We start from the raw sequence: 24041 nt of genomic DNA, 5'->3' as shown, positions 1-24041 counted from the left end.
CGGTGGTCGTTCGCGACGGCTGATGTTGATCTGCCTTCGAATTCGCCGGCATCCGCGATAGCGTCTTGCAACGCGGATGTCCGTGCAGGCCCGGGCGAAGCAATGAAATGCCGGCACGCGGCGACGCAAGAGACGATCCAATGACCTTTCCCAAACGGCCCCTCTCGATGCAACGGCTGGCAACGCTCGCACTTGCCACGCTCCTCACCACTGCCTGCACGACCAGCGTCATCGATCGGGGCGCCTACTACGCCGACACGTCCCGCCACGCGCGATACGCCGACACTCGCATCCGTTTTCTCGTCATGCACTACACCGAAATCGACGAGGCGCAATCTCTCGACGTGTTGACGCAAGAGCAGGTCAGCGCGCACTACGTCGTCCCCGACCATCCGCGCGAGAAGAACGGCGAGCCCATCGTCTGGCAACTCGTTCCCGAATCGCAGCGCGCATGGCATGCGGGGCTGAGCTACTGGCAGGGCACGACGGAACTGAACGCGGCGTCGATCGGCATCGAGAATGTGAATCTCGGGCCCGTCGATACGCCGCAAGGCCGCACCTGGCAGCCGTATCCGCCCGCGCAGGTCGACGCGCTGATCCGCGTCGCGAAGGATATCGTCGCACGCTACGCGATTGCGCCGACGCGCGTCGTCGGCCACAGCGATATCGCGCCGCAACGCAAGATCGATCCTGGCCCGCTGTTTCCGTGGAAGCAACTCTACGATGCGGGCATCGGAGCATGGCCGGACGACGCCGCCGTCACGAAAGGCTTGGCGGGCCGCGATCCGCATGCGCCCACCGACGTGTGCGCGCTCCAGCAGAAGCTCGCGCGCTATGGCTACGAAGTCGCGACGGACGGTGTGCTCGACGACAGGACGCGGCGCGTCATTGCCGCGTTCCAGATGCATTTCCGTGCCGCCGATTACTCAGGCAACCCGGATGCGCAAACGGATGCGATCGCGCAGGCGCTGCTCGACAAATACCTGCCGGATGCCGCCGCGCCACCCGCCAAAGCCACACCCTGAATGGTTCAGGATTGCATCATTCAGGCTGAAGGGCAGCACCGCATTTGCGCGCAATAAATCAGGCCCGTCGCGCGGACTCCGGTAAACTCATGCTTTTCCGCCTGCCTCAAGCATTCCCATCATGACTCAAGACGAACTCAAGCAATTGGTCGGCCGCGCCGCCGCCGACTATGTGGTCGCGAACGTACCCGAAGGCGCCGTGATCGGCGTCGGCACCGGCTCGACGGCGAACTGCTTCATCGATGCGCTCGCCGCGCACAAGTCGCGGTATCGCGGCGCCGTGTCCAGTTCGGTCGCGACGACGCAGCGCCTGCAATCGCACGGCATTCAGGTGTTCGACCTGAACGACGTCGAATCGCTGACCGTCTATGTCGATGGCGCCGATGAGATCGACCACGGTGGCGCGATGATCAAGGGTGGCGGCGGTGCGTTGACGCGCGAGAAGATCGTCGCGTCGGTGGCGGAGAAATTCGTCTGTATCGCCGACGCAAGCAAGGTCGTCGACGTGCTCGGCCAGTTCCCGCTGCCCATCGAAGTCCTGCCGATGGCGCGCACGGCCATCGGCCGCCGCGTCACGGCAATGGGCGGCGTGCCCGTCGTGCGCGTGACGAAGGACGGCGCGCCCTATATCACCGACAACGGCAATGAGATCATCGACGTCAAGGGCCTGCGCATCAGCGATCCGCGCACCGTTGAAGCGCACATCAATGCGTGGCCTGGCGTCGTGACGGTGGGTCTGTTCGCCGCGCGCGGCGCGGACCTGTGCCTGCTTGGCACGAGCAAGGGCGTCGAGACGATCGAGTACGCGCGCAGCTGATCGCTGCAGCGCGCCCGCGTGCGCCGACGCGCCGCCTTGCTTCGTGCGAGGTGGCGCGTTTTTGTTCGTATCATGCAACGGCTGCTCGATGAGCCGTGATGGAAGTCTGAAGAGGCCGACTTCGTGCTGACGCCCGGCACATGACGCACCCGTCGTTGCGGCTCGCTTGCGTCACGTTTCAGCGCTGCATTCGGTGTGCCGGCATTGAGGAATGCACGCTCTTCATCTGCGTCGAAAGCGGGTCGTTGCCCGGTGCGTTCGTATCGGCGCGCACATTTCCTTGAAACCGACGGGCAGCGCAGGTACGACGGGAACGGCAGCACGAGCACGCATGGCAATGCGATCAGCAGCCGCCCGGTGCCGTGGCGTTCGATCGGTGCGAGAGCGCATTCAGCGCCTGCGATGACGAACCGCATATCCGGGCCGCGAGCGACACATCAGAATCGGATCCGAACCCCGCTATCGGCTTCAGTTCACCGCCTCGGCTTGATGCAGGCGCGGCAGCAGCCGGTCGAACTCGCGCTTCACGAGGCCATAGCATTCACATGCACGCGCTTCGAGTCCCTTGCGGTCGAGCACCTTGATATGGCCGCGGCTGTGATGGATCAGGCCTTCGTCGTGCAGCTTGCCCGCGGCTTCCGTGATGCCTTCGCGTCGCACGCCGAGCATGTCGGCGATGAGCTGCTGCGTGACGGTCAGATCGTTCGACGCGACGCGATCCACTTCGATCAGAAGCCACCGGCACAACTGCTTGCTCAGCGAGTGGTGACGGTTGCACGCCGCCGTCTGCGCGACCTGCGTAAGCAGTGCGTGCATGTAGAGCAGCATCAGCCGGCGCAGCAGGTCCGAGCGTTGCAGTTGCTGGCGCAGCGCCTGTGCGCTGATGCGATAAGCGAAGCCCGAGCATTGCACCTGCACGCGGTTCGGCATGGTCTCGCCGCCCGTGAGGATGGGCACGCCCGTCATCCCTTCGCGTCCCACGGCGGCGATCTCGACGGAGCCGCCATCTTCCATCGTCGAGAGCAGCGAAACGATCGCGCTCGTCGGGAAGTACACATGATGAATCCGTTGTCCCGAATCGCAGAGCAACTGTTCGGTGCGCAGATGGACGAGCTCGAGATGGGGGACGAGCGCCTGCCATTCGTGAGAAGGCAGCGAGCCAAGCAAATGGTTGCCGTGAAGATCGGATTGAAGGGTCAACATGATCGGTCCTCGCATGAAGCCGCGCATCACGCGCATAGCTGTTCTTGTCCGGCGCTGCGTCCGTTGTTGTTCCGCCTGGCAAGCGGCTGTTAAACGCAGTCCGGCCCCGTCCGGCTTTCTCGCGCCTTCACCTCTCGGTTCGTGCTGGCGCTGTTGCCGTGCGACATCTTTAGCGACAAACATGCCAATCGCCCCGCCAGCGAGCAGCGACGCGGCCTCGCGTCGCCGCCCGCGCGTCGATAAACCGCAAAACACGCACTTTTGTTTCAATTTTGCAAAACGCTTTTTTGCGGTGCGTTATTGCAATTTTCATTAACTACGATCCATAAGTCATTGATGGGATTGGTGTTTGGGGAGGCGTATGGGCGTCTTCAAAGGTGCTTTGAAGGGTGAAACTCGCGCCGAAAGTGTGTCACGCGAACGTTTCGTCGGGTCGCCAGAATTGATTCAGATATGTTGCATGGCCCGCGTCGCTGTCGCGGGTGACTGTCTTTTTGCGGCATCGAATTGCTGGCTTATGCGATGAAGGTGTTCGGTACGGCCCAACATTGCGAGCGCCTGTGTTGGTGCGAGCCCCGACGACAACGGCTTCGCGCGCGCCTGTCGAGCAGCCGGCCTTTTCAAGAAGCGAATATGGAGCGAACACGGCCCGGCCAGGATGGGTCGCCGGTGCTTTGCAATTTGGCGTCAAGCCTGTAACACGGCCTGCAAGTCGACTAGCGGGCAAGCGAACCTGTTGCGTTTCGCGAGCATGCGTTGCAGCAAGTGTCTTCATGGCATGCGAGCCGCTAAAGGAGAATTGACAATGCACCGTCACGTCGATCGTCACCCGTTCAGACACGCGGCATCGCGATGACAGCGGCACGATGACGTGCCGCTGCACGCGTGTCGAAAGCGCAGGCGCAAGGTGGAAGGTCGGTGCGATTGCGCACTGAATCACGGGAGCACCGTCAGTAATGTGTGGCCATATCAACGGGAACAGCCCGCCGGAACGTGCCCGATCATCATCCGTCATAGGGAGCCGCGATGAACTGGAAGACGCTGGAGTTCGACCAACTCACCGCGCGCGAGCTGTATCTGATCATGCGTGCGCGCAGCGCCGTGTTCGTCGTCGAACGATCGCACGTCCATCTCGACGCAGACGGTCATGACGAGCACGCACTGCATCTGTTCGCCGTCGACGACATGACGCGCCAGATGCCCATTCTCGCGTACGCGCGCATCCGGCCGTGCGACAGCGAAGAGCCCGACATCGCGATCGACAAGATCCTGACGAGCCCGGGCCGGCGCGGCGACGGCACCGCACACGCGCTGATCGAGCGTGCGCTGCAAGTGATCTGCAAACGCTGGCCAGGACGCGCGGTGTGGGTGACGGCCCCTGCGGGGCTGAGCGGCTTCTATGAGCAGTTCGGCTTCAGAAAGATGGATGGCCGGTTGCTCGAGCGCGGCACGCCGCACATCAGCCTCAGATGGCAGCCTCGCAAGGGCAGCCGCAACCTGTTCGCCGTGCAGCGCCGCGAACGCGAGAGCGACACCATCGTCGATAGCTTCGAATTTCTGTGACGCCGCAAATGCGTCTCGCGGATGATGCAGCCGTCCAACCAGATGCTTGCGGCCGCATCATTGCGAATAATTCTCTGTGTGTACTCGCACAGAAGAGCGGCATGCAAGTCTGCTTGAATGGCAGTGTCGGATGCCGTATGCGATGCGACCGCAAACGGATTGTCAGAGTCACGCTGCTGGAGAGGGCAGCGATGGCACTGGCAGCGGTAGCGTCGGGTGCGAGCCGTGATGGCGATCGAAGCGATTCATCAGTGAAGTACAGGTCTTTTCGCTCGACAGGCAGGAGCCGCTGGCGTTTTCGACGAATGCCACGCGTCGTGCGGTGGACGGTTGTTGACGGAGGCAATAGGTAACGAGACGGGTGGGCGCTGCGCGCTTCGAAGAGCGGGCTGCGCGAGCGACGCGGAGCAAACGTACGCGTCAGTGCTTGCGGACTGCTAATTGATTCGATTGGTAACAAACGTAACGAATGTAACCGTCGTCTGCCAGTGATTGCGTGCGGTGTTTTCAATGCAATTTTTCCCCATTGCGCAGGCTTGTTGCGATGTGATTCCGACTTCGTTTCACGACGCGTTGCACGAACGAAACAATTAATCGGAGGGAATACCCTGTCGGGGTGGTTCCCGATTGGCGCATGCAGATAAAGCGAAGCAACGTAGCGTTCACAATTAAAAATGACACGAGGGCACGTGATCCACATTCATCGCAGGCGAAAACGCCGCATCGGGGAGAAGCATGATGGAACAAACCAATAAAGAACGTTCCTTGGTCAGCAAAGTCATGGATGGACTCGTGACCGGGATCGTCGAAGAAAAATATGGCGCGGTGCTGCCGCCGCAAGACGTATTGTCGAAGGAATTCGACGTCAGCCGCACGGTGATGCGCGAGGCGCTGTCGATGCTGCTCGCGCGGCACATGCTCGACGTGCGGCCGAAGATCGGCACGCGCATCAGGCCGATGCACGACTGGCGCATGATCGACGAGGACGTCGTGAACTGGCGCTTTCGCGCGAAGCCCGATCCGACGTTTCTGCGCGACGTGATCGAGTTCCGCGTGCTGATCGAACCGCGCGCCGCCGCGCAGGCCGCGACGCGCGGCAATGCTTCGGACATCGCCGCGATCCGCGATGCGTTCGAGGCTTTCCGCAACAGCCCGCCTGGCGAGCCTGGCCATCAGACTGCGGATGAAGTGCTGCATACGCGGATCGTCACCGCAAGCGGCAACCAGTTCTTCCAGCAGATGGCGGCCATCATTCGCGGCGCGCTGTCGGCGTTGAAGCCGCTCGTCGATATGCCGCAGGGCGCATGGGAAGAAACGGTGCGCCTGCATTCGCGCGTGGTCGAGGCCATCGAGAAGCACGACGCCAAGGAAGCGGAAGCGGCGGCGATCGCGCTGATCGACTTCTCGATGAGCCGCATGAGCGTCGCGATGCCCGACGGGCCTGCGGAACGATAAGTCAGACGAAGAAGAAGGACAGAGCAGAGCAAGGCCAACGCGCCGCGGGAATGATATCCGGGAAAGTGAGGTCGACATCGGCGACAATGCCGGTTCTCACAATCACTCAATGGATAGATGAACGCCTCGCGACGGATGAATCACGCAGCAAACCTCAACCCGCCCGGGAATCGCGCAACAATACGCTGGGGCATCGTTGGCACGGGTCGCATTGCCCAACGTTTCGCGCAAAGTCTCACGCATGTTCCGCACACGCGGCTGACGGCAGTCTGGTCACGCCGTCGCGCGCCCACTGAAACGTTTGCGCAGCAGCATCGCGCGCAAGCGCTCGACAGCTTCGACGCACTGCTTCAAAGCGGCATCGACGCGCTCTATATCGCGACGATGCAGGATAGCCACGCGCAGTATGCGATCGCCGCACTCGAAGCCGGACTTCATGTGCTGTGCGAAAAGCCCGCGACGGTGAACGCGGCGCAACTCGATCGCGTGACAGCCAGCGCACTCGCGTCGCAGCGGCTCTTCATGGAAGCGATGAAGCCGCCGTTCTATCCGCTCTATCAGAAACTGCGCGCGCACCTCGCAGCCGATTCCATCGGCGAGATCGGCCTCGTGCGCGCGGGCTGCTCGGTGCCGGGCGTGCCCGACGATCATCCGTCGCTGTCGTTCGAACAGGCGGGCGGCGCGCTGCTCGATATCGGTATCTATGAGATGTTTCTCGCCGTCGACTGGCTCGGCGCGCCGCTCGACGTGCAGACGCTGGGGCGGCTTGGGCCGACGGGCGTCGATACGTTCGCGAGTCTCAACAGCCGGCATGAGCACGGGCTTGCCCAGATTTTTTGCGGCCTCGATCTGTTCGGCAAGGGCGATGCGTTCATCGCGGGCACGCGCGGCCACATCACGATCCACGAGAACTGGTGGAACCCGGCGCGCGCGACGGTGCGTTATGTCGATGGCCGCGTGGTCGAACTCGATGCGCCGTTCGAAGGCGGCGGCCTCAACTACGAGACCGCGCACTTCTGCGATCTCATTCGCGCAGGGCAGCTCGAAAGCCCGATCATGACGCACGCGAAGTCGCGTCAGATGATTGCGATGGCCGATGCGGCGCGCGCAGCGCTCGGGCTGCGATTCCCGTGCGAGTGAAACTGCGCTGTCTTCGTGCGCCGTGGGAGGATGGTCGCGGCCTGAGGGCGGTGCTTGCGGCCGCTGTCGTTTTCGAGGAGCGCGATGATGCGCATGCTGGCCCGGCCGTGGCGCGAGTACAAGCGTTTCGTCGCGTTCATCGCGCTGATGGTGCTGTTTCGCAGTGCGATCGCCGACTGGAACGTCGTGCCGAGCGGCTCGATGCTGCCGGCGATACGCGAAGGCGACCGCATCCTCGTCGACAAGATGGCCTACGACCTGCGCATCCCGCTCACGCAAATCGCGATTGCGCATTTGCATGAGCCGCAGCGCGGCGACGTCGTGACTGTCGATTCGTCAGCGGCGCACGAGCTGACCGTGAAGCGGCTGATCGGCTTGCCTGGCGATACTGTCGCGATGCGCGACAACGTGCTGTTATGTGAACGGCGTGCGCGCGAGCTATCAGCTGCTCGCGCTCGCGCCGCTGCCCGTCGACGCGATTTCGCCCGGCGGCTATCTGACTGAGCGCTTCGCGGGTGTTGCGCATGTCGTGCGGTTGTCGGAAACGGAGCCGAGTCCGCGCAGCTCGTTCGGGCCCGTCACGGTGCCCGCGGGCGAGTATCTGATGCTCGGCGACAATCGCGACGACAGCGCGGACTCGCGCTATTTCGGCTTCTTTCCGCGCGACGAATTGATGGGCCGCACGCGGCGCGTCGCCTATTCGCTCGATCTGGATCACTTCTACAAGCCACGGCTGGAGCGCTTCGGCGCGCGGCTCGATGCTGTCGCGGCGCGCTGAGCCGCGTCAGCGCGAGGCCCGCGGTGTGCGCGTCGCGCAGGCTGCGGCGCTCAGGCGGCGCGCGCGGCGAGCGCCTGCGCGCATTCGGCGACGAGGGCTGGGCCGCGATAGATGAAGCCCGTATAGAGCTGCACGAGCGATGCGCCCGCATCGAGCTTCGCCTGCGCGTCCGCGCCCGAGAAAATTCCGCCGACGCCGATGATGGGCACGTCGCTGCCGACTTGCGCGCGCAGCTTGCGGATCACTTCATTCGACGCATCGAACACGGGCCGCCCCGACAGGCCGCCCGCTTCGTCGGCATGCGGCAGGCCTTGCACGGCCGCGCGCGAGAGCGTCGTGTTGGTCGCGATCACGCCTTCAAAACGGTGGCGCAGCAAGGTGTCCGCAATCGACTTGACCTGCTCGTCGTCGAGGTCGGGCGCGATTTTCAGCGCGAGCGGCACGAGCTTGCCATGCAGGTCCGCGAGGCGCTGCTGCTTGTCCTTGAGTGCGGCGAGCAGCGCGTCGAGTTCGTCCGCGCCTTGCAGTTGGCGCAGATTTTTCGTGTTCGGTGACGAGATGTTGACGGTCACGTAGCTCGCGAACGGATACACGCGTTCGAGGCAGTAGAGATAATCGTCGGCGGCGCGCTCGATCGGCGTGTCGGCGTTCTTGCCGATGTTCAGCCCCAGGATGCCGCGATAGCGCGCGGCCTGCACGTTCTGCACGAACTGTTCGACGCCCGCGTTGTTGAAGCCCATCCGGTTGATGACGGCGTTTGCCTTCGGCAGGCGGAACATGCGCGGGCGCGGGTTGCCCGGCTGCGCGCGCGGCGTCACGGTGCCGACTTCGATGAAGCCGAAGCCGAGCGCGGCAAGACCGTCGATGCACGCGCCATCCTTGTCGAGACCCGCAGCGAGGCCGACGGGATTCCTGAACGTCAGGCCCATCACGGTACGCGGCGCATCGGGCACGCGCGGCGCAAGCGCGCCCGCGACGCCGGCGCGTCCAGCAGCGCCGAGGAGGCGCAAGGTCAGATGGTGAGCGTCTTCCGCGTCCATGCGGAAAAGTGGGGCGCGTACGAGCGGATAAAGGGAACTGAACACGGCGGGGCGCCTGGCGGCTGAAAATGAGAACCCGCTATTTTAACGGTTCGGCGCGGCGGCTATCGACGTTTCTGTTTTAATGCGCCGCCGTGTGACGTGCACGCGGGCAACAGCGAGTGCGCGTGGCGTGCGATCAATCGCGGGCGACGCGGAACACGCGTTGGCCGCCTTTCGCGGCATCGACGGTCGAGAGATCGGGCGCGCCCGGGTCGAGCACCTTCCACGCGCCGTCGAAAAGCCCTTCGAGCGGCGTGAAATTGGCCTTGTAGGCCATTTTCGGGCTTTCGCGTATCCAGTAGCCGAGGTACACGTGCGGCAGCTTCAGGCTGCGCGCCTGCTCGATCTGCCAGAGGATGTTGTAGGTGCCGTAGCTGGTGTGCGGCTGGTCCGGATCGAAGAACGTATAGACCGACGACAGCCCGTCGCCGAGGATGTCGATCATGCTGACCATGCGCAAGGGGCCGGGCATGTCCGGATGGCCCGCATAGCCGGGATTGGCCGGCTCGCGGAACTCGACGAGGCGTGAGTTGATCCTGCTTTGCAGCAGGAACTGCTCGTACTGGTCGCGGCTGTCGCGGTCCATGCCGCCGCCTGCGTGACGCGCCGACTGATAGCGCATATAGAGCGCGTAATGCTCTTCGTCATAGTGCAGCGGCGCGACGGTGGCGATCAGGCCGCCGTGCTTTTTCCACACGCGCCGCTGCGTGCGGTTCGCCTTGAAGCGTTCGACGGGCACGCGCACGGGCACGCATGCGCGGCAGCCGTCGCAATAGGGCCGGTACGTAAACACGCCCGAGCGGCGAAAGCCGGCTCTGACGAGTTCGGTGTAGACGTCGGAGTTGATCAGATGGCTGGGCGTCGCAACCTGCGAGCGCGCGACGCGCCCTTCCAGATAGCTGCAAGGGTAAGGCGCTGTTGCATAGAATTGCAGCGCCGAAAGCGGTGAAAGCGGCAGCTCATTCGGGTGAGTCACGTTAGCAGCTCTCGAAGCGTTTCTGGTTTTGCACATCCGGACGATTGCCGGGCCGATTGCCGGCGACGTGCCGGACATCAGCTTGCAGCGTACGGGCAGAACACATCAATGACGAAGCTCAGCATTTGCGCGGCGCCGACGGCCCTCGACGTCCCGCACATTCAGGCGGCCGGCGCGAAAAGATCGCCTAACACGGTCTTGTCGAACGGCCAGGGAATCGGCGCCGAGTCGACGGCCGCGCGCACATGCGCGACAAACGCCTTGCGTGCGATCTCCCGGCCGCCCAGCGACGCCAGATGCGACGTGTTCTGCTGGCAGTCTATCATTTCTATTTCGTGACGTCGCAAGTGGAAAACGAGCGCGGAGAGCGCGATTTTCGATGCATCCGTGACTTCCGCGTACATCGATTCGCCGAAAAACATCTTGCCGAACGACACGCCATACAAACCGCCGACGCGTTTGCCGGCGTGCCAGGTTTCGATGCTGTGCGCGTCGCCGCGACGGTGCAGCGCCGTATAGGCGTCGATCACATCCGAGGTGATCCACGTGCCGCGCTGGCCGTTGCGCGGCGCGTGCGCGCAGGCGCGCATCACCGCGGGAAAGTCGGCGTCGACGCGGATTTCCCATGCGTCGTCGCGCAGCACACGCTTGAGCGTTTTTTTCAGCGAAGGCGAAATCTTGAACTCGCGCGGGCGCAGGATCATGCGGGGGTCAGGCGTCCACCAGAGCACAGGCTGGCCGTCCGAATACCACGGGAAAATGCCGCTACGATAGGCGTCGATGAGCCGCGACGGCAGCAGGTCCGAACTCGCCGCGAGCAGGCCGGGCGCGCCGCTCGTCGCGGACAGCGCACGCTCGATGGGCGGAAACGGATCGTCGGGGCCTAGCCAGGGAACCATGCGCTGCCGGTTGTGTGCACGTCAGCCGTCGCGCAGCGAGCGGAAGATGTCGCCCGTATGCAGGCCGTAGTTGCCCGATGCGCGGTCGGTGAAGAAGAAGCGCAGCGTCTGCGCGACAGTCGGGAACGCGATGTCGCCCCACGGAATCTCGTGTTCTTCGAAGAGTCGCACTTCGAGGCTCTCTTCGCCCGCTTCGACGTCGAGATCGAGGAGCCGCGCGAGATAGAACAGATGCACCTGATGCACGTGCGGCACGTTCAGCAGCGTGTAGAGGTTCTGCACTTCGACGCGCGCGCCGGCTTCTTCCAGTGTTTCGCGCGCGGCGGCCTCCGACGTGGTCTCGCCCATTTCCATGAAGCCCGCGGGCAGTGTCCAGTAGCCGTAGCGCGGTTCGATCGCGCGGCGGCACAGCAGCACCTTGTCGTCCCAGACAGGGATGGTGCCGACCACGTTGCGCGGATTCTGATAGTGCACGGTGCCGCAGCTCGCACAGACGAAGCGCTCCCGGTTGTCGCCGGGCGGAATGCTCAGGTTCACTGCGTTGCCGCAGATGGAACAGAATTTCATAGGGAGGGGATGGAGAACAGTGATGGGAGTGTATCACCGGGCTGGGGTTTCACGATGACGCCTGGGGCGTGGACGTGGGGCGGGCCGTGTGTGTCGCGCGAATGCGCGGCTGTTGGCCAAAGCAGCGGGCGGAAGGAATGTGATTGCCGGTGATCGCCGGCTCCAAAACAAAAAACCCGCCATTGGCGGGTTTGATGGTGCGACGGTGAGCTAACCAGAACGGAAGCAGACGTACTTGGTTGCGGGGGTAGGATTTGAACCTACGACCTTCGGGTTATGAGCCCGACGAGCTGCCAGACTGCTCCACCCCGCGTCCGTCGAAGAAAAGATTATAGGACAAACGCATGGTCGATGCAATGGGTTTTTAAGGATCGACATGAAAGAGGGGAATGCGACGGCGAATTGGCGTGCCGCGACACGCGTATCGAATGCGCGTCCATGATGTGCGAGCATTCGATACGCGGAACAGATCGCGGGGCGCGGCCAGCACGTTGGCGCGCGGCTTCACGCGTACCGCCTGCGCTAGAATGCCCATTCTTTAGGGCCGCGCAAGCCGTCGTGCCGGCGCGGCATGCCCTCACGCTACTTCGACACGCCATGGATATCGCTCACGATTTGCAGTCGATCGCCGCGCAGGAGCACGCGCTCGTCTTTCCTCATTTCGATGCCGACAGCGCGTGGCAGCTCGGCGCGTATCTGCACGAGATCGCGAAAGCGCGCGGCCTCGCGCTCGCCATCGACATCCGCTCGTTCGGTCAGCCGCTGTTCTTCTGCGCGCTCGAAGGCGCGACGCCCGACAACGTCAATTGGGCGCGCCGCAAGGGCAACACCGTCGCGCACTTCCGCCGCAGCTCATACGCAGTCGGCCTGAAGCTGCAGCAGTCGAACGCGACGCTTGCCGACAAGCACGGTCTCGCCGTATCCGACTATGCGTCGCATGGCGGCGCGTTTCCGCTGACCGTGAAGGGCGCGGGCGTGATCGGCTCGGTGACGGTGTCGGGATTGCCGCAACGCGCGGATCATGAACTCGTCGTCGAGGCGCTGTGCGCGCAACTCGGCCACGACTACAGCAAGCTCGCGCTTGCAAAGGCGTGACGCATGCGTGTGCCTCCTTATGCGTTGCTCGCGATCGCCATCGTCGCCGAAGTAATCGCGACCTCGGCGTTGCGCGCGTCGGAAGGTTTCACGCGTCTCGTGCCCGCGCTCGTCGTGCTGCTCGGCTACGGGATTTCGTTCTACTGCCTGTCGCTCACGCTCAAGAGCCTGCCCGTGGGCATCGTCTATGCAATCTGGTCCGGCGTCGGCATCGTGCTGATCACCGTGGTGGCGATCGTGATGTACCGCCAGATACCCGATCTCGCCGCTGTCGCGGGACTCGGCCTGATCGTCGCGGGCGTCGTCGTGCTCAATCTCTTTTCGAACATGCAGGCGCATTGACGCGGCCCGGCGCGTGACGGATCGACCGGACGCGGCTCGAAGTGGACGTCACGGCGCGCCGGATGCCCGCATGCGCGCGTTACTTGCAGCGAATCACCATCGAACGGTTCTTCACGTTCGCCGACACGACGTTCGTGATGCCGCCGCCCGCCATGCCGCCTTCGTCGTTATCCTTCGACACGATGTCGTAGCCCGTCGCGCCGCACGCCTTGCCGGCCTGCACGTAGCACGAGGCCCAGCTCGAACTCGCATCCGCGCCGCTGCAGCTGACGGCAAAGCCCGTTTCGCCATTGGGCAGGTTGATAAGCTTCGTCGTGTTCGACGACGCGCAGGCGCCAAGGCTCGCGATCGCAAGGGCGGCCAGCGGCAAGGCGGCTGCGCGGATCGCGTGTGAAAAAGCGGTAGGGCGCGCGCGCCGTTCGATCGACTTCATTGTGTGTCCTTCCGGAAATGGGATGTGGGCGACGCCGCCAATGCCATCACGAGAGCACGCGGAGTTGGTGCGCGCGGCAGCGCTGCAATTCGAGCACATCGCGCAGCCGATGCGGGCACGAAACGATCGCGCTTGTCGCTCAGACTTCCCGTCGCACGCTGAGGTGTCCTGTGTCCGGCAGGTCGGCGCGGATGCCGGCCTGCTCGACGAGGCGTCGGCTATCGGCGCCTTCCTTCGACGCGGCATCTTCCCAGACGCCGATCGGCTTCGGAATGTCGATGCCATGATTTTCCGCGTACGCGGACCATGCATTGGCTGCGTCAGGTCCGGGGGCTTCGCGCTCTCGAAGAGAATATTTTCCCATATCGTCGGTGCTCGTCCGGAACTTGCCGGCGTCGCCCATTACGCCCGTCGCCTGTTCGACTGTCGTTCGGCCCGCCTGCGCGGCTGCAGGCGGCTGTGCGCCGCACGTGCCGCGTGCCCGTCGAGCCCGCAAGTATCGGTGCATCGAACTTATGGCGCGGCGCGAGGACTTACCGTGTACCGCACGTGGTGTGCCGCGCGCGGCTGAAGCATCGAATGGATCGAGTGAATACAGAGCAATCGAGAGGCGAATATGGCAGAGCGGGTGAGCGGCCCTTACAGGGGCTATTACATCAGCGCGTCGGCGCGCTTCGTGCCGGCGCACGAGCAGGCGCGCCGGGCGGGCGAGCGCGAAGGGCTGTACGTCGGGGCGGTGAGTTTGTCCGAGGGCGGGCCGGACGATCCGCACCGGATGGAAACGCTGGTCGAAATCGGCGACGAGCATCGCTTCGCGACGGAAGATGAAGCGTTGATTTTCGTCGAGCAGGCGGGCCGCGCGTATGTCGACCGGCTGCTCGACGGTCATTGAGGCGGCATCCGCCTGCGCACGATCGCGCATCGCAGCGCCGGCGCGGCGGGCCCGATGAGCCCGATTTCGCACATGCGTTTCACGATGGGTGCTGGACCGCCGCATGCGGGTACGAGTACCATTACCGCGCTGACCGGGCCCGTCGTCCGCATCTCGCGCCATTCGCGCAATGCGCGGCCGCTCGCCCTTGCCGCCGAATTTTCCCGATGAGGTCACTATGGAGATTCGTTTTCCCGCGGACGCGCCCGCTTATCGCGATTTCAATCTGACGCTGGTGTTTCCGGCGCTGGTCGATGGTGAACGGGTGCCGTGCGCGATTTCAGTCGAAGCGCTCGAAGATCACTTCGGCGCCGAGGCGAACGACACGGAAGGCTGGCGCCGCGCTTTCGACGCGGGCCGGGCGCACATCGAAGCCGTTGCCCGCGAGCATCTGCTGCTCAGCAACGGCACCCCGGTTCTGCTAAAGAGCGGGCACTTTCCGCCGGGCAATCTGGCAGGCGCCTAGGCGCAGGCACGACGGGCGTGCATGGCGCATGCACCCGGCAGCTCGTCGATCGCGCCGCCATTTCCATCCACCCCCATCCACCCCTTTCAGGCACGCTCGCGGCGCACTCACGCGGCCTGCGCTGCCGCCTGCTGCGCACTGCGCAGCGCAGCCTCGAACGACTGCGCAATGCCCGCCTCGTATGACGTTTTCGTCACGGGGCCAATCAGCCTGGCCAACGCCGAATCGTCGAGCACGACGGGGTCCGTCAACAGGTAGTGCATTTCGACGAGTTCGCGCAGCATGGGATCGAAAAGACCCATCACGCGCAGCATCGATTTGCCCGCCACCATCAGCTTCGGCTGGCGCTGAGCGAGCGCATAGGCGCGCGCGGCGACTTCGCGCTGCGTGATCGTGCCCGCGCCCGCCAGATGCAGCACGCGCCCGAACGCTTCGGGCGTGCGTGAAAGCCGCTCGACGACGGGCCCCACGTCGGGCATGAACACGAACTCGTGCGGCACGTCGATGGGGCCGATCATTTGCGCGCGCGTGCCGCGCGCGGCGCCCTCGAACACCCGATGCAGAAAGCTGCGTTCGACGCCCGGGCCGTAGAAATCGGGCAGGCGCAACACGAGCGTGTCGAGCCCGTCGCGACCATGCGCGTCGATGACGAGATTTTCCTGCGCGAGCCGCATCTTGCCCTTGAACGTATGCGGCGCGCGCGGATGCGATTCGGTGACGGGATGGCTGCGCGGGCGCCCATACGGATAGACGGTGCCGATCAGGATCAGCCGCTGCACGCCTGCTGCGCGAAAGCCGTCGAGGGTCTTTTGCATCAGCACGGGATGCTTCGCGAACTCGTGATACGGCACGCCGACGAGATACACAGCCGTTTGCAGGCCAGTCGCGGCGGCCGCAATCGACGCGGGGTCGTCCGGGTTCCACGTTGCGATGTCCGCGAGCGGATCCTGGCCGAACGACGCCTGCAACGCCGCCCGCCCGCGTCCGATCACCCGATACCGGCGGCCTGCCGCGCTCAATGCGTGCGCAATGCTGAGACCTGCGGCGCCCGCCGCGCCGAACAGGCCGATCTGCCCTGCCGTTTCCATGACACCTTTCCGAAATACGCCCGCCGACCACGTGATGCTGGTCCTTATTCAGCACGGACTGAGTGTAAGAAATTTAATGAACAGCGTTCAGTGAACGGTGTTCAGTTTAATTTGACTTTTCAGTTTGTCAACCGGAAAATCGCTCGCATGGGAATCGCAGAAAGAAAGACTCGTCAGAAGCAGGCGTTGCGCGAGCGCATCCTCGATGCGGCGCGACGCATCGTCATGCACGAAGGGTTTGGCGCGCTGTCGATGCGCAAGATCGCCGATGCGATCGAATATTCGCCCGCCACGCTGTACCTGCACTTCGAAAGCCGCGATGCCATTGCGCGCGCGCTTTGCACAGAGGGCTATGCGCAACTGCTCGCCACCTTCGAGCCGTTGATCGCCATCGCCGATCCCGCCGAACGGCTGAAGGCAATCGGGCGCGCGTATGTCGCGTTCGGCGTTGCGCATCCGCAGACGTACCGTCTGATCTTCATGGAGGACCCGTCGTACACGGGTGCAGCCCTCGTCGGCGGTGCGGGCGCGGATGCCGGGACGCAAGACGACGCCGGCGACACCGCGTTCCGGCTGCTCGTCGAGGCGATCGATGCGCTCAAGGCGGGCGGACGCCTGCCGCATGCGGCCAGCAGCGAGGTGTGCGGCGAAGCGCTGTGGGCGACGCTGCATGGCATCGTCGCGCTGCATCTGACTTGCCCCGTGTTTCCGCGCGCACCGCTCGAAGCGGTGGTGGATGCGGCGCTCGTCGCGTGGTTCGGCGCAGCGCAGCCGTGCGCGGCGAACGCTGCGGCAAATGTTGCGGCGAACGCTGGTGCGAACGTCGCAGCAGACGGGAGCGCAATCGCCAACGAGGCCCGCAACGCGACGAAAACGAAGGCAAAGCGCAACGCACCGTCAAAGGCGAACGGCGTCTGAGCCGCACGCTCCCTTGCCACGCCCGTCGCCAGTTTCACTGAAGAAGTCAAACACGCGTGCTACCGTTGCGTCGCACATCTCATCAATCGCATCACGCACGAACCATGTCGACACCCGAACTGCGTAGCGCCTCAGACGAACTCATCGCGTACACCGCCAATCGCATTGGCTTCATCGAACTGAACCGGCCCAAGGCGCTGAACGCGCTCTCCCTCCCGATGATGCGCGCAATGCACGCGGCGCTCGACCAATGGCGCGACGATCCCGGCGTGCTGGCCGTCGTCGTGCGCAGCAACAGCGCGCGCGCGTTCTGCGCGGGGGGCGACATCCGGTATCTGTACGAGTCGTTCCGGCGCGGCGACGGCGATGCCGTCGATACGTTCTTCATCGACGAATACCGGCTCGATCACGCGATCTTCACGTACACGAAGCCGTATATCGCGTTCACGAACGGCGTCGTGATGGGCGGCGGCATGGGCATTTCGCAGGGCGCGCACCGCACGGGCGGCTTGCGCGTCGTGACTTCGTCGACGCGCATGGCGATGCCCGAGACGCGCATCGGCCTGTTTCCGGATGTCGGCGCGGGCTGGTTTCTCGCGCGCACGCCGGGCGCGATCGGCCGCTATCTGGCCGTGACGGGGGAGACGATGGGACCCGCCGACGCGCTCTACGCCGGCCTCGCCGACGCGTACATCCCCGACGAAGCGATTCCCGCGCTGATCGAACGGTTGAAGTCGCAAGCGTTCGAGCAGGGCGCCGACGTGGTGGCCTGTGTCCGGCACGAGGCGGAATTTCACAAGGTCGTGCCGACACCCGATACCTCGCCGCTCGCCGACGCGCGCGCGATGATCGACAGGCACTTCGCGCTGCCCGATGTCGCGCGGATCATCGCGTCGCTCGATCGCGAAGGCGATTGCGCGTATGCGGACTGGGCCGAGCAGACGGGCGCCGTGCTGCGCGAGCGCTCGCCGCTGTCGATGGCGGTGTCGCTGGAAGTGGTGACGCGCGCCGAAGGCACGATGGCCGAATGCCTGCGGCGCGACCTCGATCTGACGCGCTCGTCGTTCGAGCGGGGCGACGCGCCGGAAGGCATCCGCGCGCGCATCATCGACAAGGACAACAAGCCGAAGTGGCGCATTGCGCGCATCGAGGACGTGACGCGCGCGGACGTCGAGAAGATGTTCGAGAGCCCGTGGCCCGCGAACGAGCATCCGCTGCGCGACCTGCAGGGCTGACGCGACAGCGGAGCAGGCGGGCTCAGTCCTCGCCCGTCATGAAGGCGCGCATGAACACGAGCGCGCCCCAGCCCCACACCGCATTCGACGCGAAGCCGAGCGCAAGGCGCGGCAGGATGTTGCCCGTCGGCCAGATGCCGCGAATGGGATCGACGACGAACACACTCGCCGCCGTCAGCACGATGCCGCCGAACAGAAACGCCTGAACCCACGGCGCGGGACGCTCGGGTGACACGCGCAACAGCCACGCCATCAGCACCGCCCAGACCGAGCTCCAGATCGCATTCGCGATGAACTCGGGCAAGCCGATGGGAACGAAGGGCGTGGTCGAGAACCCTGTCGGGTCGATGATGCCGGCGGCGTGCAGAAGCGCGAGCGTCGACTCGTGAAAGAACAGCGACGCGAGAAAGCCGGACACGAACGGCAGGATGATCTTTTGCATGCTTGACAGCGACGGACGCCGGGCGACGTAAATCAGGCGCAGCCCGCGCGGGTTGATCGGAAACGTGCGCCATTATATCGGCGGCGCAGTTGGATTTCGGTGCGCGCTCGCGCTGGAGATGCGCTTTTCGCGACCTATGCTGCGGCATCAGGTAAATCAGGAAAGTGGAAAACCTAAGCAAAAAAAAATCGTTCAAAAGAAAGAGCGCGATCCATAGACTGTTTTTCCAGGCAGACGGCGGCGAGCACGCGCGATTTCACGCGCCACATGAAGCTTGATGCGCGCGACGTCGTTGCGTTGACACGCATGAGCGCGATGCACGCCGCGCGATGCGTGCGCCTATCCGATCGATTCACATGAGAGAACCCGCCGCGATGTTTCATCCGATGCCGATTCGCGCGTGCCCGGCACCATGCACGGCATGCGGCCCGGGCCTGATGCGCAGGCCGCCTCGCTGTCGCCGCTGACGCGACCTTCTTCGACCGTTCGCTATCGATGCGCCACCGCATACGTGGCAGCGCGCGCTCACGCCCGTCGCCAATGCAACGAGGCAACGGGCGCAACGATCGCGAGCGATACAGCCACGATACAGCCACGATAAAGCCAATCATTCGTCGACCTCATCTCGAACAAAGCAGGAGCAGCACATGAATGTGTTCTGGTTCATTCCGACTCACGGCGACAGCCGTTATCTCGGCACATCGCAAGGCGCGCGCGCGGCCGACTACGATTACTTCCGGCAAATCGCCGTTGCCGCCGACACGCTCGGCTATGAAGGCGTGCTGCTGCCGACGGGCCGTTCGTGCGAAGACGCGTGGGTCGTCGCGTCGAGCCTGATTCCCGTCACGCGGCGCCTGAAGTTTCTTGTCGCGATCCGGCCGGGCATCTCGTCGCCGGGACTCTCGGCGCGCATGGCGTCGACTTTCGACCGGCTGTCGGGCGGGCGGCTTCTGATCAACGTCGTGACGGGCGGCGATGCGGCCGAACTGGAAGGCGATGGCCTGTTCGTCGATCACGACACGCGCTATGAAATCACGGATGAATTCCTGCGCATCTGGCGCGGCCTGCTGACGAGCGCGCATCAAGGCGAATCCGTCGATTTCATCGGCAAGCATCTGAAGTCGAAGGGCGGCAAGGTGCTGTATCCGGGCGTGCAGAATCCGCATCCGCCGTTGTGGTTCGGCGGCTCGTCGCCGGCTGCGCACGAGATGGCGGGCGAGCATATCGACACGTATCTGACGTGGGGCGAGCCGCCCGAAGCCGTGGCGAAGAAGATCGCCGACATCCGCGAGCGCGCCGCACAGCATGGCCGCAAGATCCGCTTCGGCATCCGCCTGCATGTGATCGTGCGCGAGACGGAGGAAGAAGCGTGGGATGCCGCCGACACGCTCATCAGCAAGCTCGACGACGACACCATTGCGCGCGCGCAGGCGTCGTTCGCGAAGATGGATTCCGAAGGCCAGCGGCGCATGGCCGCGCTGCACGGCGGCAGGCGCGGCACGCGCAAGGATCTCGAGATCTATCCGAACCTGTGGACGGGCGTCGGCCTCGTGCGCGGCGGCGCGGGCACGGCGCTCGTCGGCAGCCCGGAACAGGTCGCCGCGCGCATGCGCGAATACGCGGAGCTCGGCATCGAGACGTTCATCCTGTCCGGCTATCCGCATCTCGAAGAGTCATACCGGTTTGCCGAACTCGTGTTCCCGCTGCTGCCGGGACACCAGCGCACGAGCGCGAGCGGTCCGCTTTCGGGGCCGTTCGGCGAGATCGTCGGCAATCACTATGCGCCGAAGACAGCGCAAAGCTGAACCGGGCGTTCAAGCGCGCGGACGACGCGTTCGTGCGCGCGTCCCGACGAAAGGAGTCTGTTGATGTCGACTGTTTTGGGTGTGTCCCGCCACCATCAGGCGGGTGTGGCGCTCGCGCGCAAGGCCGCGCCGTGGATCATGCCGTTGATCATCCTGCTCGCGTGGGAAGCGGCGGCGCGCAGTGGCGTGCTGTCGACGCGCGTGCTGCCCGAGCCGCTCGCCGTCGTGAAGGCCGCGTGGTCGCTGATCGAGTCGGGCGAAATGTGGGCGGACGTGAAGGTCAGCACATGGCGCGCGGTGTCGGGCTTCGCGATCGGCGGCGGCATCGGTTTCGTGCTCGGGCTCGCGACGGGCCTCTTCCGGTCCGTCGATATCGCGCTCGATACGACGGTGCAGATGATCCGCAACATCCCCGCGCTCGCGATGATTCCGCTCGTGATCCTCTGGTTCGGCATCGAAGAGGAAGCGAAGGTGTTTCTCGTCGCGCTGGGCGTGTTCTTTCCGATCTACGTGAACACGTATCACGGCATCCGCGCCGTCGACGCGAACCTGATCGAAATGGCGCGCAGCTACGGCGTGAAGGGTTTCGCGCTATATCGCGACGTGATCCTGCCTGGCGCACTGCCGTCAATTCTCGTCGGCGTGCGCTTCGCGTTCGGGCTGATGTGGGTCACGCTGATCGTCGCGGAAACGATCTCCGCGCAGTCGGGCATCGGCTACATGACGATGAACGCACGCGAGTTCCTGCAAACGGATGTGGTGGTGGTCGGCATTCTGCTGTATGCGGCGCTCGGCAAGCTTGCCGACATGCTCGCGAAATGGCTCGAACGCGTGTCGCTGCGCTGGCATCCCGCTTATCAACGAGGAGCGAAAGCATGAGTGCGAGCACGTTGTCCGCATCGCCTGGCGGTGCCGCGGGTGCGAGTCTCGAAGCCGAACGCGAGCAGCCGCGCGCGCACGGCCGCGTGCTGCGGGAATCTGCCGCCGGTGCGACGGCGCGTGGTCACGCGGCGGCGCGCTCGCGTGGTTCGAGCGAGGATGCGGACCCGGGCCGCGCCGACCCGCTCACGCCGCGCACAGCGGGCGCCAAGGTAAAGGACGCTGCGATTGAACTGCGTGGTGTCGGCATGCGCTATGGGGAGCGCGCGGTGCTCGCGGACTTCGATCTGTCGATCGGGCGCGGCAGCTTCGTGTCGATCGTCGGACGCAGCGGTTGCGGCAAGTCGACGTTGCTGCGGCTGATCGCGGGTCTCGAAGCGCCGACTTCGGGCACGCTGGAAAAGCGCGCGGCCGGCTCGCAGCCGTTCGACACGCGGATCATGTTCCAGGACGCGCGCCTGCTGCCGTGGAAGACGGTGCTGCAGAACGTGATGCTGGGCCTCGCCCGTTCGTCGCGCGACAACGCGCGCGCCGTGCTCGCCGAAGTCGGCCTGCTCGCGCGCGCGAACGACTGGCCCGCGCAACTGTCGGGCGGCCAGCGGCAGCGCGTCGCGCTGGCGCGTGCGCTCGTGCATCGGCCGCAACTGCTGCTGCTCGACGAACCACTCGGCGCACTCGACGCGTTGACCCGCATCGAAATGCACGCGCTGATCGAACGACTGTGGCGCGAGCATCGCTTCACGGCATTGCTCGTCACGCATGACGTGCAGGAGGCCGTGGCGCTCGCCGATCGCATCCTGCTGATCGAGGAGGGCAGTATCGCACTCGATCAGCCGGTGCCGCTTGCGCGTCCGCGTGAGCGGGCGTCGGCGGCATTCGCGAGGCTTGAAGAGCGCGTGCTGCAGCGTGTGATGAAGGCGCACGCCGCAGATGAATCGACAACGCCGGAAGGCGGCGCGCGTGACGACCTGCGCAGCGTGCATCCGCGCGACATCCGCTGGGCCGTCTGAATCGCGTATCGGCGCCCCCCAATTCTTTTATCGACACACGGAGCTATCCGACATGAGCATTTCCGCGATCAACGTACGCAACCAGTTCAGAGGCAAAGTGAAGGAAATCATTCGCGGACCCGTCGTGTCCGAAGTCGACGTCGATACGCCGTTCGGCATCGTCACGTCCGTCATCACGACGCGCTCGATCGACGAACTGGAACTCAAGGTGGGCGCGGAAGTCGTTGCGCTAGTGAAATCGACGGAGGTGTCGATCGCGCGCTTGTAGCCTGTGCTTGCGGCAGTGCTGGTCGCCGTACTTGTAGCTATGCTTGCGGCCGTGGTTGTGGCCGTACTATGGCCGTGCTTGTAGCCGTACCTGTGGCCGCGTTCGTGGCCATGCTTATGGCTGCGCTGTTGCAGCCGCGTTTGCCGCCGCGCCGGCAACGCGCGTTGCGGCGGCCCTCGACCGTACGCCCGCCGCCCGCTATCTCGCGTTGGTCGCGCTGGCGGGCGGGGCGTGCATCATGTCGTCGTTGGTCGGTTTGCGCGGCTTCTTGACGGGCATGTTGTCGGGATTGGTCGCGCTCGCCGCGCCCGATGCCGCGGCGGGCGGCGGTTTTACCATCGGCGTGCCGCCCGCCTGCGGCGTGACGGTCTGGCCCCATGCCGTCCGGGCAGCGCCCGCCAATGCCGCGAGCACGGCGGCGGCGCCGATTAACGCGTATGCGTAGCGTTTCAAAGCAATCATCGTCGGAATCATTGCGTTCTCCGTGCTGTTTGCTTTTCAAGCTGTTGCTAGGCGCGTGCCAGCCTTGGCCTCGTCTTCGCATTTCCATATGCGGCTTGCCTTTTACGCGGACGGCCGGTGTGCGATGTCGATTTCTCCGCCTCGGACTGTTGTCCGCGGGCGCCAGGCGTCCAGCAATCCTGGCAGGAAGTGCTAGCATGAATTGATCATCGATTGGCGCAGCGCCATACGGGCGAGGCGCCGTCAACGAGCGCGGAGGCTGCGATGACGAAATCCCTGAGCACGGGTGCGATCGATACGCTGCGGCAACTCAACGACGTCGGGACGGGACAGACACCGCCTGCCGTCGAGCCTGTGGTCGAAAAGGAATTGCTGGTCGCGGGGCTGGTGGCGAAATCGGCAAAGGGCGCGGGCGTCGAAATCACCTGCGACGGCAGAAAGTACCTGTCCGGCGATTGCGACTGAGCGCATCGCGCGAGCGGCGCAGCGGTGCCATCGGACGGACGGTCGAGACCTGATTGCGAACAACGGGAGGCGCGATGGAGCCGAAGGGCATCGACATGGGCGACTACGAAGAGCGCTACAAGGAGTTCGACATGGAGGTCGCCGTCGAGCAGGTGCTGACGGGCGTCAAGGCGCATTTTCGCGTGCTCAAGGGCGAGGCGGTGATGCTCGACTGGCGGCTCGTGCATATCGACCGATTCTGGCCGACGGAGCATGCGGCCGCCGAAGCAGGCTTTCGCGCGGCACGCGAAGCGATCGATACCGAACTGCTCGCCGCAGGCGGATAGACGTCCGGCCTGTTTTCGACGCCGCAAATAAGAAGCCGGATGTTCCGTGGCGAACATCCGGCTCGACTACACCTGCAACAACGAACGGCGGGGTACTTCAGGGTACGGCAACTTCAGACTGCGGTTACTTCCAGCTACTTCGAACTTCGCCATCAACGGTACGGCTTCGACTGCGGTACTGCGACTTCCACTGCGGTGTTGCTACTTCCGGTACTGCAACTGCAACTGCAACTGCGGCACTGCTACCTCTGAGATTTCAACTTCACCTGCGGTACTGCAACTTCAGCTACTGCCACTTCGAGACCGCGGCACTGCGACTTCAGCTGCTGTCAACTTCGAGACTGCGGCACTGCGACTTCAGGCTACTGCCA

General features: G+C 64.5%; 27 protein-coding genes, 1 tRNA gene and 1 pseudogene. 18 read left to right on the top strand and 11 right to left on the bottom strand.

From position 1 onward, the window contains the following. The first annotated feature begins 167 nt into the window (after window positions 1-167). Complete coding sequence (locus J8I87_RS04780) at window positions 168-1025, top strand: N-acetylmuramoyl-L-alanine amidase (RefSeq protein ID WP_209930416.1); 858 nt, start codon at window positions 168-170, stop codon at window positions 1023-1025. Between the two features lie 121 nt (window positions 1026-1146). Next, a complete protein-coding gene (rpiA, locus tag J8I87_RS04775) occupies window positions 1147-1842 on the top strand; it encodes a ribose-5-phosphate isomerase RpiA (protein WP_209930297.1) in 696 nt (231 codons plus the stop codon). A 468-nt stretch (window positions 1843-2310) separates the two neighbouring features. On the opposite strand, the gene J8I87_RS04770 is transcribed toward rpiA, so the two are convergent. After that, window positions 2311-3045: a Crp/Fnr family transcriptional regulator gene (locus J8I87_RS04770; RefSeq protein WP_209930296.1), complete on the bottom strand. Its 735-nt coding sequence runs from the start codon at window positions 3043-3045 to the stop codon at window positions 2311-2313. Between the two features lie 1026 nt (window positions 3046-4071). Between J8I87_RS04770 and J8I87_RS04765 the strand changes: the two genes are divergently transcribed. From J8I87_RS04765 to lepB, 4 genes and pseudogenes are all read left to right on the top strand, one after another. Beyond that, the gene (locus tag J8I87_RS04765) at window positions 4072-4608 is read left to right on the top strand and encodes a GNAT family N-acetyltransferase (RefSeq protein WP_209930295.1); all 537 of its coding nucleotides are present in this window, start codon (window positions 4072-4074) and stop codon (window positions 4606-4608) included. Between the two features lie 738 nt (window positions 4609-5346). Continuing rightward, a complete protein-coding gene (locus J8I87_RS04760) occupies window positions 5347-6063 on the top strand; it encodes a FadR/GntR family transcriptional regulator (RefSeq protein ID WP_209930415.1) in 717 nt (238 codons plus the stop codon). A 135-nt stretch (window positions 6064-6198) separates the two neighbouring features. After that, a complete protein-coding gene (locus J8I87_RS04755) occupies window positions 6199-7203 on the top strand; it encodes a Gfo/Idh/MocA family protein (protein WP_209930294.1) in 1005 nt (334 codons plus the stop codon). A gap of 87 nt (window positions 7204-7290) precedes the next feature. Then, a pseudogene (gene lepB / locus J8I87_RS04750) lies at window positions 7291-7981 on the top strand (signal peptidase I). A 50-nt stretch (window positions 7982-8031) separates the two neighbouring features. On the opposite strand, the gene J8I87_RS04745 reads toward lepB, so the two are convergent. The 5 genes from J8I87_RS04745 to J8I87_RS04725 form a co-directional block, all read right to left on the bottom strand. Next, the gene (locus J8I87_RS04745) at window positions 8032-9066 is read right to left on the bottom strand and encodes a quinone-dependent dihydroorotate dehydrogenase (protein WP_209930293.1); all 1035 of its coding nucleotides are present in this window, start codon (window positions 9064-9066) and stop codon (window positions 8032-8034) included. 133 nt (window positions 9067-9199) lie between these two features. Then, window positions 9200-10039 (bottom strand): arginyltransferase, encoded by an 840-nt coding sequence (locus J8I87_RS04740; RefSeq protein WP_209930292.1) that lies wholly within the window; start codon window positions 10037-10039, stop codon window positions 9200-9202. A gap of 161 nt (window positions 10040-10200) precedes the next feature. Then, window positions 10201-10938 (bottom strand): leucyl/phenylalanyl-tRNA--protein transferase, encoded by a 738-nt coding sequence (gene aat / locus J8I87_RS04735; RefSeq protein WP_209930291.1) that lies wholly within the window; start codon window positions 10936-10938, stop codon window positions 10201-10203. 21 nt (window positions 10939-10959) lie between these two features. Continuing rightward, window positions 10960-11505: an NUDIX hydrolase gene (locus J8I87_RS04730; protein ID WP_209930290.1), complete on the bottom strand. Its 546-nt coding sequence runs from the start codon at window positions 11503-11505 to the stop codon at window positions 10960-10962. A gap of 236 nt (window positions 11506-11741) precedes the next feature. After that, window positions 11742-11818: transfer RNA gene (locus tag J8I87_RS04725), tRNA-Met, on the bottom strand. A gap of 284 nt (window positions 11819-12102) precedes the next feature. Between J8I87_RS04725 and J8I87_RS04720 the strand changes: the two genes are divergently transcribed. Next, the gene (locus J8I87_RS04720) at window positions 12103-12600 is read left to right on the top strand and encodes a heme-degrading domain-containing protein (protein WP_209930289.1); all 498 of its coding nucleotides are present in this window, start codon (window positions 12103-12105) and stop codon (window positions 12598-12600) included. Window positions 12601-12609: 9 nt separating this feature from the next. Then, the gene (locus J8I87_RS04715; protein WP_409518724.1) at window positions 12610-12942 is read left to right on the top strand and encodes a DMT family transporter; all 333 of its coding nucleotides are present in this window, start codon (window positions 12610-12612) and stop codon (window positions 12940-12942) included. Between the two features lie 79 nt (window positions 12943-13021). Here J8I87_RS04715 and J8I87_RS04710 read toward each other — a convergent pair whose 3' ends face one another. Continuing rightward, window positions 13022-13375: a hypothetical protein gene (locus J8I87_RS04710; protein WP_209930287.1), complete on the bottom strand. Its 354-nt coding sequence runs from the start codon at window positions 13373-13375 to the stop codon at window positions 13022-13024. Between the two features lie 139 nt (window positions 13376-13514). Beyond that, on the bottom strand, window positions 13515-13778 hold the full coding sequence (locus tag J8I87_RS04705; protein WP_313063837.1) for a hypothetical protein: 264 nt from the start codon (window positions 13776-13778) through the stop codon (window positions 13515-13517). Window positions 13779-13991: 213 nt separating this feature from the next. Here J8I87_RS04705 and J8I87_RS04700 point away from each other — a divergent pair, with 213 nt between their 5' ends. Both J8I87_RS04700 and J8I87_RS04695 read left to right on the top strand, forming a co-directional pair. After that, entirely contained in the window at window positions 13992-14267 is a 276-nt protein-coding gene (locus J8I87_RS04700) for a hypothetical protein (protein WP_209930286.1), read from the top strand. Between the two features lie 217 nt (window positions 14268-14484). Next, entirely contained in the window at window positions 14485-14772 is a 288-nt protein-coding gene (locus tag J8I87_RS04695) for a DUF1488 domain-containing protein (RefSeq protein ID WP_209930285.1), read from the top strand. Between the two features lie 107 nt (window positions 14773-14879). Here the strand turns inward: J8I87_RS04695 and J8I87_RS04690 are convergent, their stop codons facing one another. After that, window positions 14880-15860, bottom strand: a complete 981-nt coding sequence (locus J8I87_RS04690) for an NAD-dependent epimerase/dehydratase family protein (protein WP_209930284.1) — start codon at window positions 15858-15860, stop codon at window positions 14880-14882. Window positions 15861-16007: 147 nt separating this feature from the next. On the opposite strand from J8I87_RS04690, the gene J8I87_RS04685 reads away from it, so the two are divergent. Both J8I87_RS04685 and J8I87_RS04680 read left to right on the top strand, forming a co-directional pair. After that, window positions 16008-16778 carry a TetR/AcrR family transcriptional regulator gene (locus J8I87_RS04685; RefSeq protein ID WP_209930283.1) on the top strand — a complete coding sequence of 257 codons (771 nt, stop codon included), beginning with the start codon at window positions 16008-16010 and terminating at the stop codon, window positions 16776-16778. 104 nt (window positions 16779-16882) lie between these two features. Further along, window positions 16883-18013, top strand: coding sequence for an enoyl-CoA hydratase/isomerase family protein (locus J8I87_RS04680; RefSeq protein ID WP_209930282.1), 1131 nt, complete (start codon window positions 16883-16885; stop codon window positions 18011-18013). 22 nt (window positions 18014-18035) lie between these two features. Here J8I87_RS04680 and J8I87_RS04675 read toward each other — a convergent pair whose 3' ends face one another. Then, window positions 18036-18455 carry a hypothetical protein gene (locus J8I87_RS04675; RefSeq protein ID WP_209930281.1) on the bottom strand — a complete coding sequence of 140 codons (420 nt, stop codon included), beginning with the start codon at window positions 18453-18455 and terminating at the stop codon, window positions 18036-18038. A 647-nt stretch (window positions 18456-19102) separates the two neighbouring features. On the opposite strand from J8I87_RS04675, the gene ssuD reads away from it, so the two are divergent. The 4 genes from ssuD (at window position 19103) to J8I87_RS04655 (ending at window position 22417) form a co-directional block, all read left to right on the top strand. Then, on the top strand, window positions 19103-20260 hold the full coding sequence (gene ssuD, locus J8I87_RS04670) for an FMNH2-dependent alkanesulfonate monooxygenase (RefSeq protein ID WP_209930280.1): 1158 nt from the start codon (window positions 19103-19105) through the stop codon (window positions 20258-20260). A gap of 63 nt (window positions 20261-20323) precedes the next feature. Continuing rightward, on the top strand, window positions 20324-21139 hold the full coding sequence (ssuC, locus tag J8I87_RS04665; RefSeq protein WP_209930279.1) for an aliphatic sulfonate ABC transporter permease SsuC: 816 nt from the start codon (window positions 20324-20326) through the stop codon (window positions 21137-21139). Then, complete coding sequence (locus J8I87_RS04660; RefSeq protein ID WP_209930278.1) at window positions 21136-22149, top strand: ATP-binding cassette domain-containing protein; 1014 nt, start codon at window positions 21136-21138, stop codon at window positions 22147-22149. Before ssuC ends, J8I87_RS04660 begins: the two co-directional genes overlap by 4 nt. A 52-nt stretch (window positions 22150-22201) precedes the next feature. After that, a complete protein-coding gene (locus J8I87_RS04655; protein WP_209930277.1) occupies window positions 22202-22417 on the top strand; it encodes a molybdopterin-binding protein in 216 nt (71 codons plus the stop codon). Window positions 22418-22615: 198 nt separating this feature from the next. On the opposite strand, the gene J8I87_RS04650 is transcribed toward J8I87_RS04655, so the two are convergent. After that, the gene (locus J8I87_RS04650) at window positions 22616-22879 is read right to left on the bottom strand and encodes a hypothetical protein (protein WP_245253697.1); all 264 of its coding nucleotides are present in this window, start codon (window positions 22877-22879) and stop codon (window positions 22616-22618) included. Between the two features lie 264 nt (window positions 22880-23143). Between J8I87_RS04650 and J8I87_RS04645 the strand changes: the two genes are divergently transcribed. Together J8I87_RS04645 and J8I87_RS04640 are read left to right on the top strand one after the other, a co-directional pair. After that, on the top strand, window positions 23144-23344 hold the full coding sequence (locus J8I87_RS04645) for a hypothetical protein (protein WP_209930275.1): 201 nt from the start codon (window positions 23144-23146) through the stop codon (window positions 23342-23344). A gap of 74 nt (window positions 23345-23418) precedes the next feature. Beyond that, on the top strand, window positions 23419-23670 hold the full coding sequence (locus tag J8I87_RS04640) for a hypothetical protein (protein WP_209930413.1): 252 nt from the start codon (window positions 23419-23421) through the stop codon (window positions 23668-23670). The last annotated feature ends 371 nt before the right edge of the window (window positions 23671-24041 follow it).

It is taken from the genome of Paraburkholderia sp. LEh10, assembly GCF_017814945.1.
GTDB lineage: Bacteria > Pseudomonadota > Gammaproteobacteria > Burkholderiales > Burkholderiaceae > Paraburkholderia.
This window is presented reverse-complemented; position numbering and strand designations above follow the sequence as displayed.

What these genes read in the sequence shown, in the direction of transcription:
- ssuC (WP_209930279.1), top strand. Translation starts at nt 20,324, where the DNA reads ATGTCGACTGTTTTGGGTGTGTCCCGCCACCATCAGGCGGGTGTGGCG.
- J8I87_RS04640 (WP_209930413.1), top strand. Translation starts at nt 23,419, where the DNA reads ATGGAGCCGAAGGGCATCGACATGGGCGACTACGAAGAGCGCTACAAG.
- ssuD (WP_209930280.1), top strand. Translation starts at nt 19,103, where the DNA reads ATGAATGTGTTCTGGTTCATTCCGACTCACGGCGACAGCCGTTATCTC.
- J8I87_RS04650 (WP_245253697.1), bottom strand. Translation starts at nt 22,879, where the DNA reads ATGATTGCTTTGAAACGCTACGCATACGCGTTAATCGGCGCCGCCGCC.
- J8I87_RS04675 (WP_209930281.1), bottom strand. Translation starts at nt 18,455, where the DNA reads ATGCAAAAGATCATCCTGCCGTTCGTGTCCGGCTTTCTCGCGTCGCTG.
- J8I87_RS04695 (WP_209930285.1), top strand. Translation starts at nt 14,485, where the DNA reads ATGGAGATTCGTTTTCCCGCGGACGCGCCCGCTTATCGCGATTTCAAT.
- J8I87_RS04680 (WP_209930282.1), top strand. Translation starts at nt 16,883, where the DNA reads ATGTCGACACCCGAACTGCGTAGCGCCTCAGACGAACTCATCGCGTAC.
- J8I87_RS04655 (WP_209930277.1), top strand. Translation starts at nt 22,202, where the DNA reads ATGAGCATTTCCGCGATCAACGTACGCAACCAGTTCAGAGGCAAAGTG.
- J8I87_RS04730 (WP_209930290.1), bottom strand. Translation starts at nt 11,505, where the DNA reads ATGAAATTCTGTTCCATCTGCGGCAACGCAGTGAACCTGAGCATTCCG.
- J8I87_RS04755 (WP_209930294.1), top strand. Translation starts at nt 6,199, where the DNA reads ATGAATCACGCAGCAAACCTCAACCCGCCCGGGAATCGCGCAACAATA.
- J8I87_RS04645 (WP_209930275.1), top strand. Translation starts at nt 23,144, where the DNA reads ATGACGAAATCCCTGAGCACGGGTGCGATCGATACGCTGCGGCAACTC.
- J8I87_RS04765 (WP_209930295.1), top strand. Translation starts at nt 4,072, where the DNA reads ATGAACTGGAAGACGCTGGAGTTCGACCAACTCACCGCGCGCGAGCTG.
- J8I87_RS04700 (WP_209930286.1), top strand. Translation starts at nt 13,992, where the DNA reads ATGGCAGAGCGGGTGAGCGGCCCTTACAGGGGCTATTACATCAGCGCG.
- rpiA (WP_209930297.1), top strand. Translation starts at nt 1,147, where the DNA reads ATGACTCAAGACGAACTCAAGCAATTGGTCGGCCGCGCCGCCGCCGAC.
- J8I87_RS04705 (WP_313063837.1), bottom strand. Translation starts at nt 13,778, where the DNA reads ATGGGCGACGCCGGCAAGTTCCGGACGAGCACCGACGATATGGGAAAA.
- aat (WP_209930291.1), bottom strand. Translation starts at nt 10,938, where the DNA reads ATGGTTCCCTGGCTAGGCCCCGACGATCCGTTTCCGCCCATCGAGCGT.
- J8I87_RS04780 (WP_209930416.1), top strand. Translation starts at nt 168, where the DNA reads ATGCAACGGCTGGCAACGCTCGCACTTGCCACGCTCCTCACCACTGCC.
- J8I87_RS04660 (WP_209930278.1), top strand. Translation starts at nt 21,136, where the DNA reads ATGAGTGCGAGCACGTTGTCCGCATCGCCTGGCGGTGCCGCGGGTGCG.
- J8I87_RS04685 (WP_209930283.1), top strand. Translation starts at nt 16,008, where the DNA reads ATGGGAATCGCAGAAAGAAAGACTCGTCAGAAGCAGGCGTTGCGCGAG.
- J8I87_RS04710 (WP_209930287.1), bottom strand. Translation starts at nt 13,375, where the DNA reads ATGAAGTCGATCGAACGGCGCGCGCGCCCTACCGCTTTTTCACACGCG.
- J8I87_RS04760 (WP_209930415.1), top strand. Translation starts at nt 5,347, where the DNA reads ATGGAACAAACCAATAAAGAACGTTCCTTGGTCAGCAAAGTCATGGAT.
- J8I87_RS04770 (WP_209930296.1), bottom strand. Translation starts at nt 3,045, where the DNA reads ATGTTGACCCTTCAATCCGATCTTCACGGCAACCATTTGCTTGGCTCG.
- J8I87_RS04690 (WP_209930284.1), bottom strand. Translation starts at nt 15,860, where the DNA reads ATGGAAACGGCAGGGCAGATCGGCCTGTTCGGCGCGGCGGGCGCCGCA.
- J8I87_RS04720 (WP_209930289.1), top strand. Translation starts at nt 12,103, where the DNA reads ATGGATATCGCTCACGATTTGCAGTCGATCGCCGCGCAGGAGCACGCG.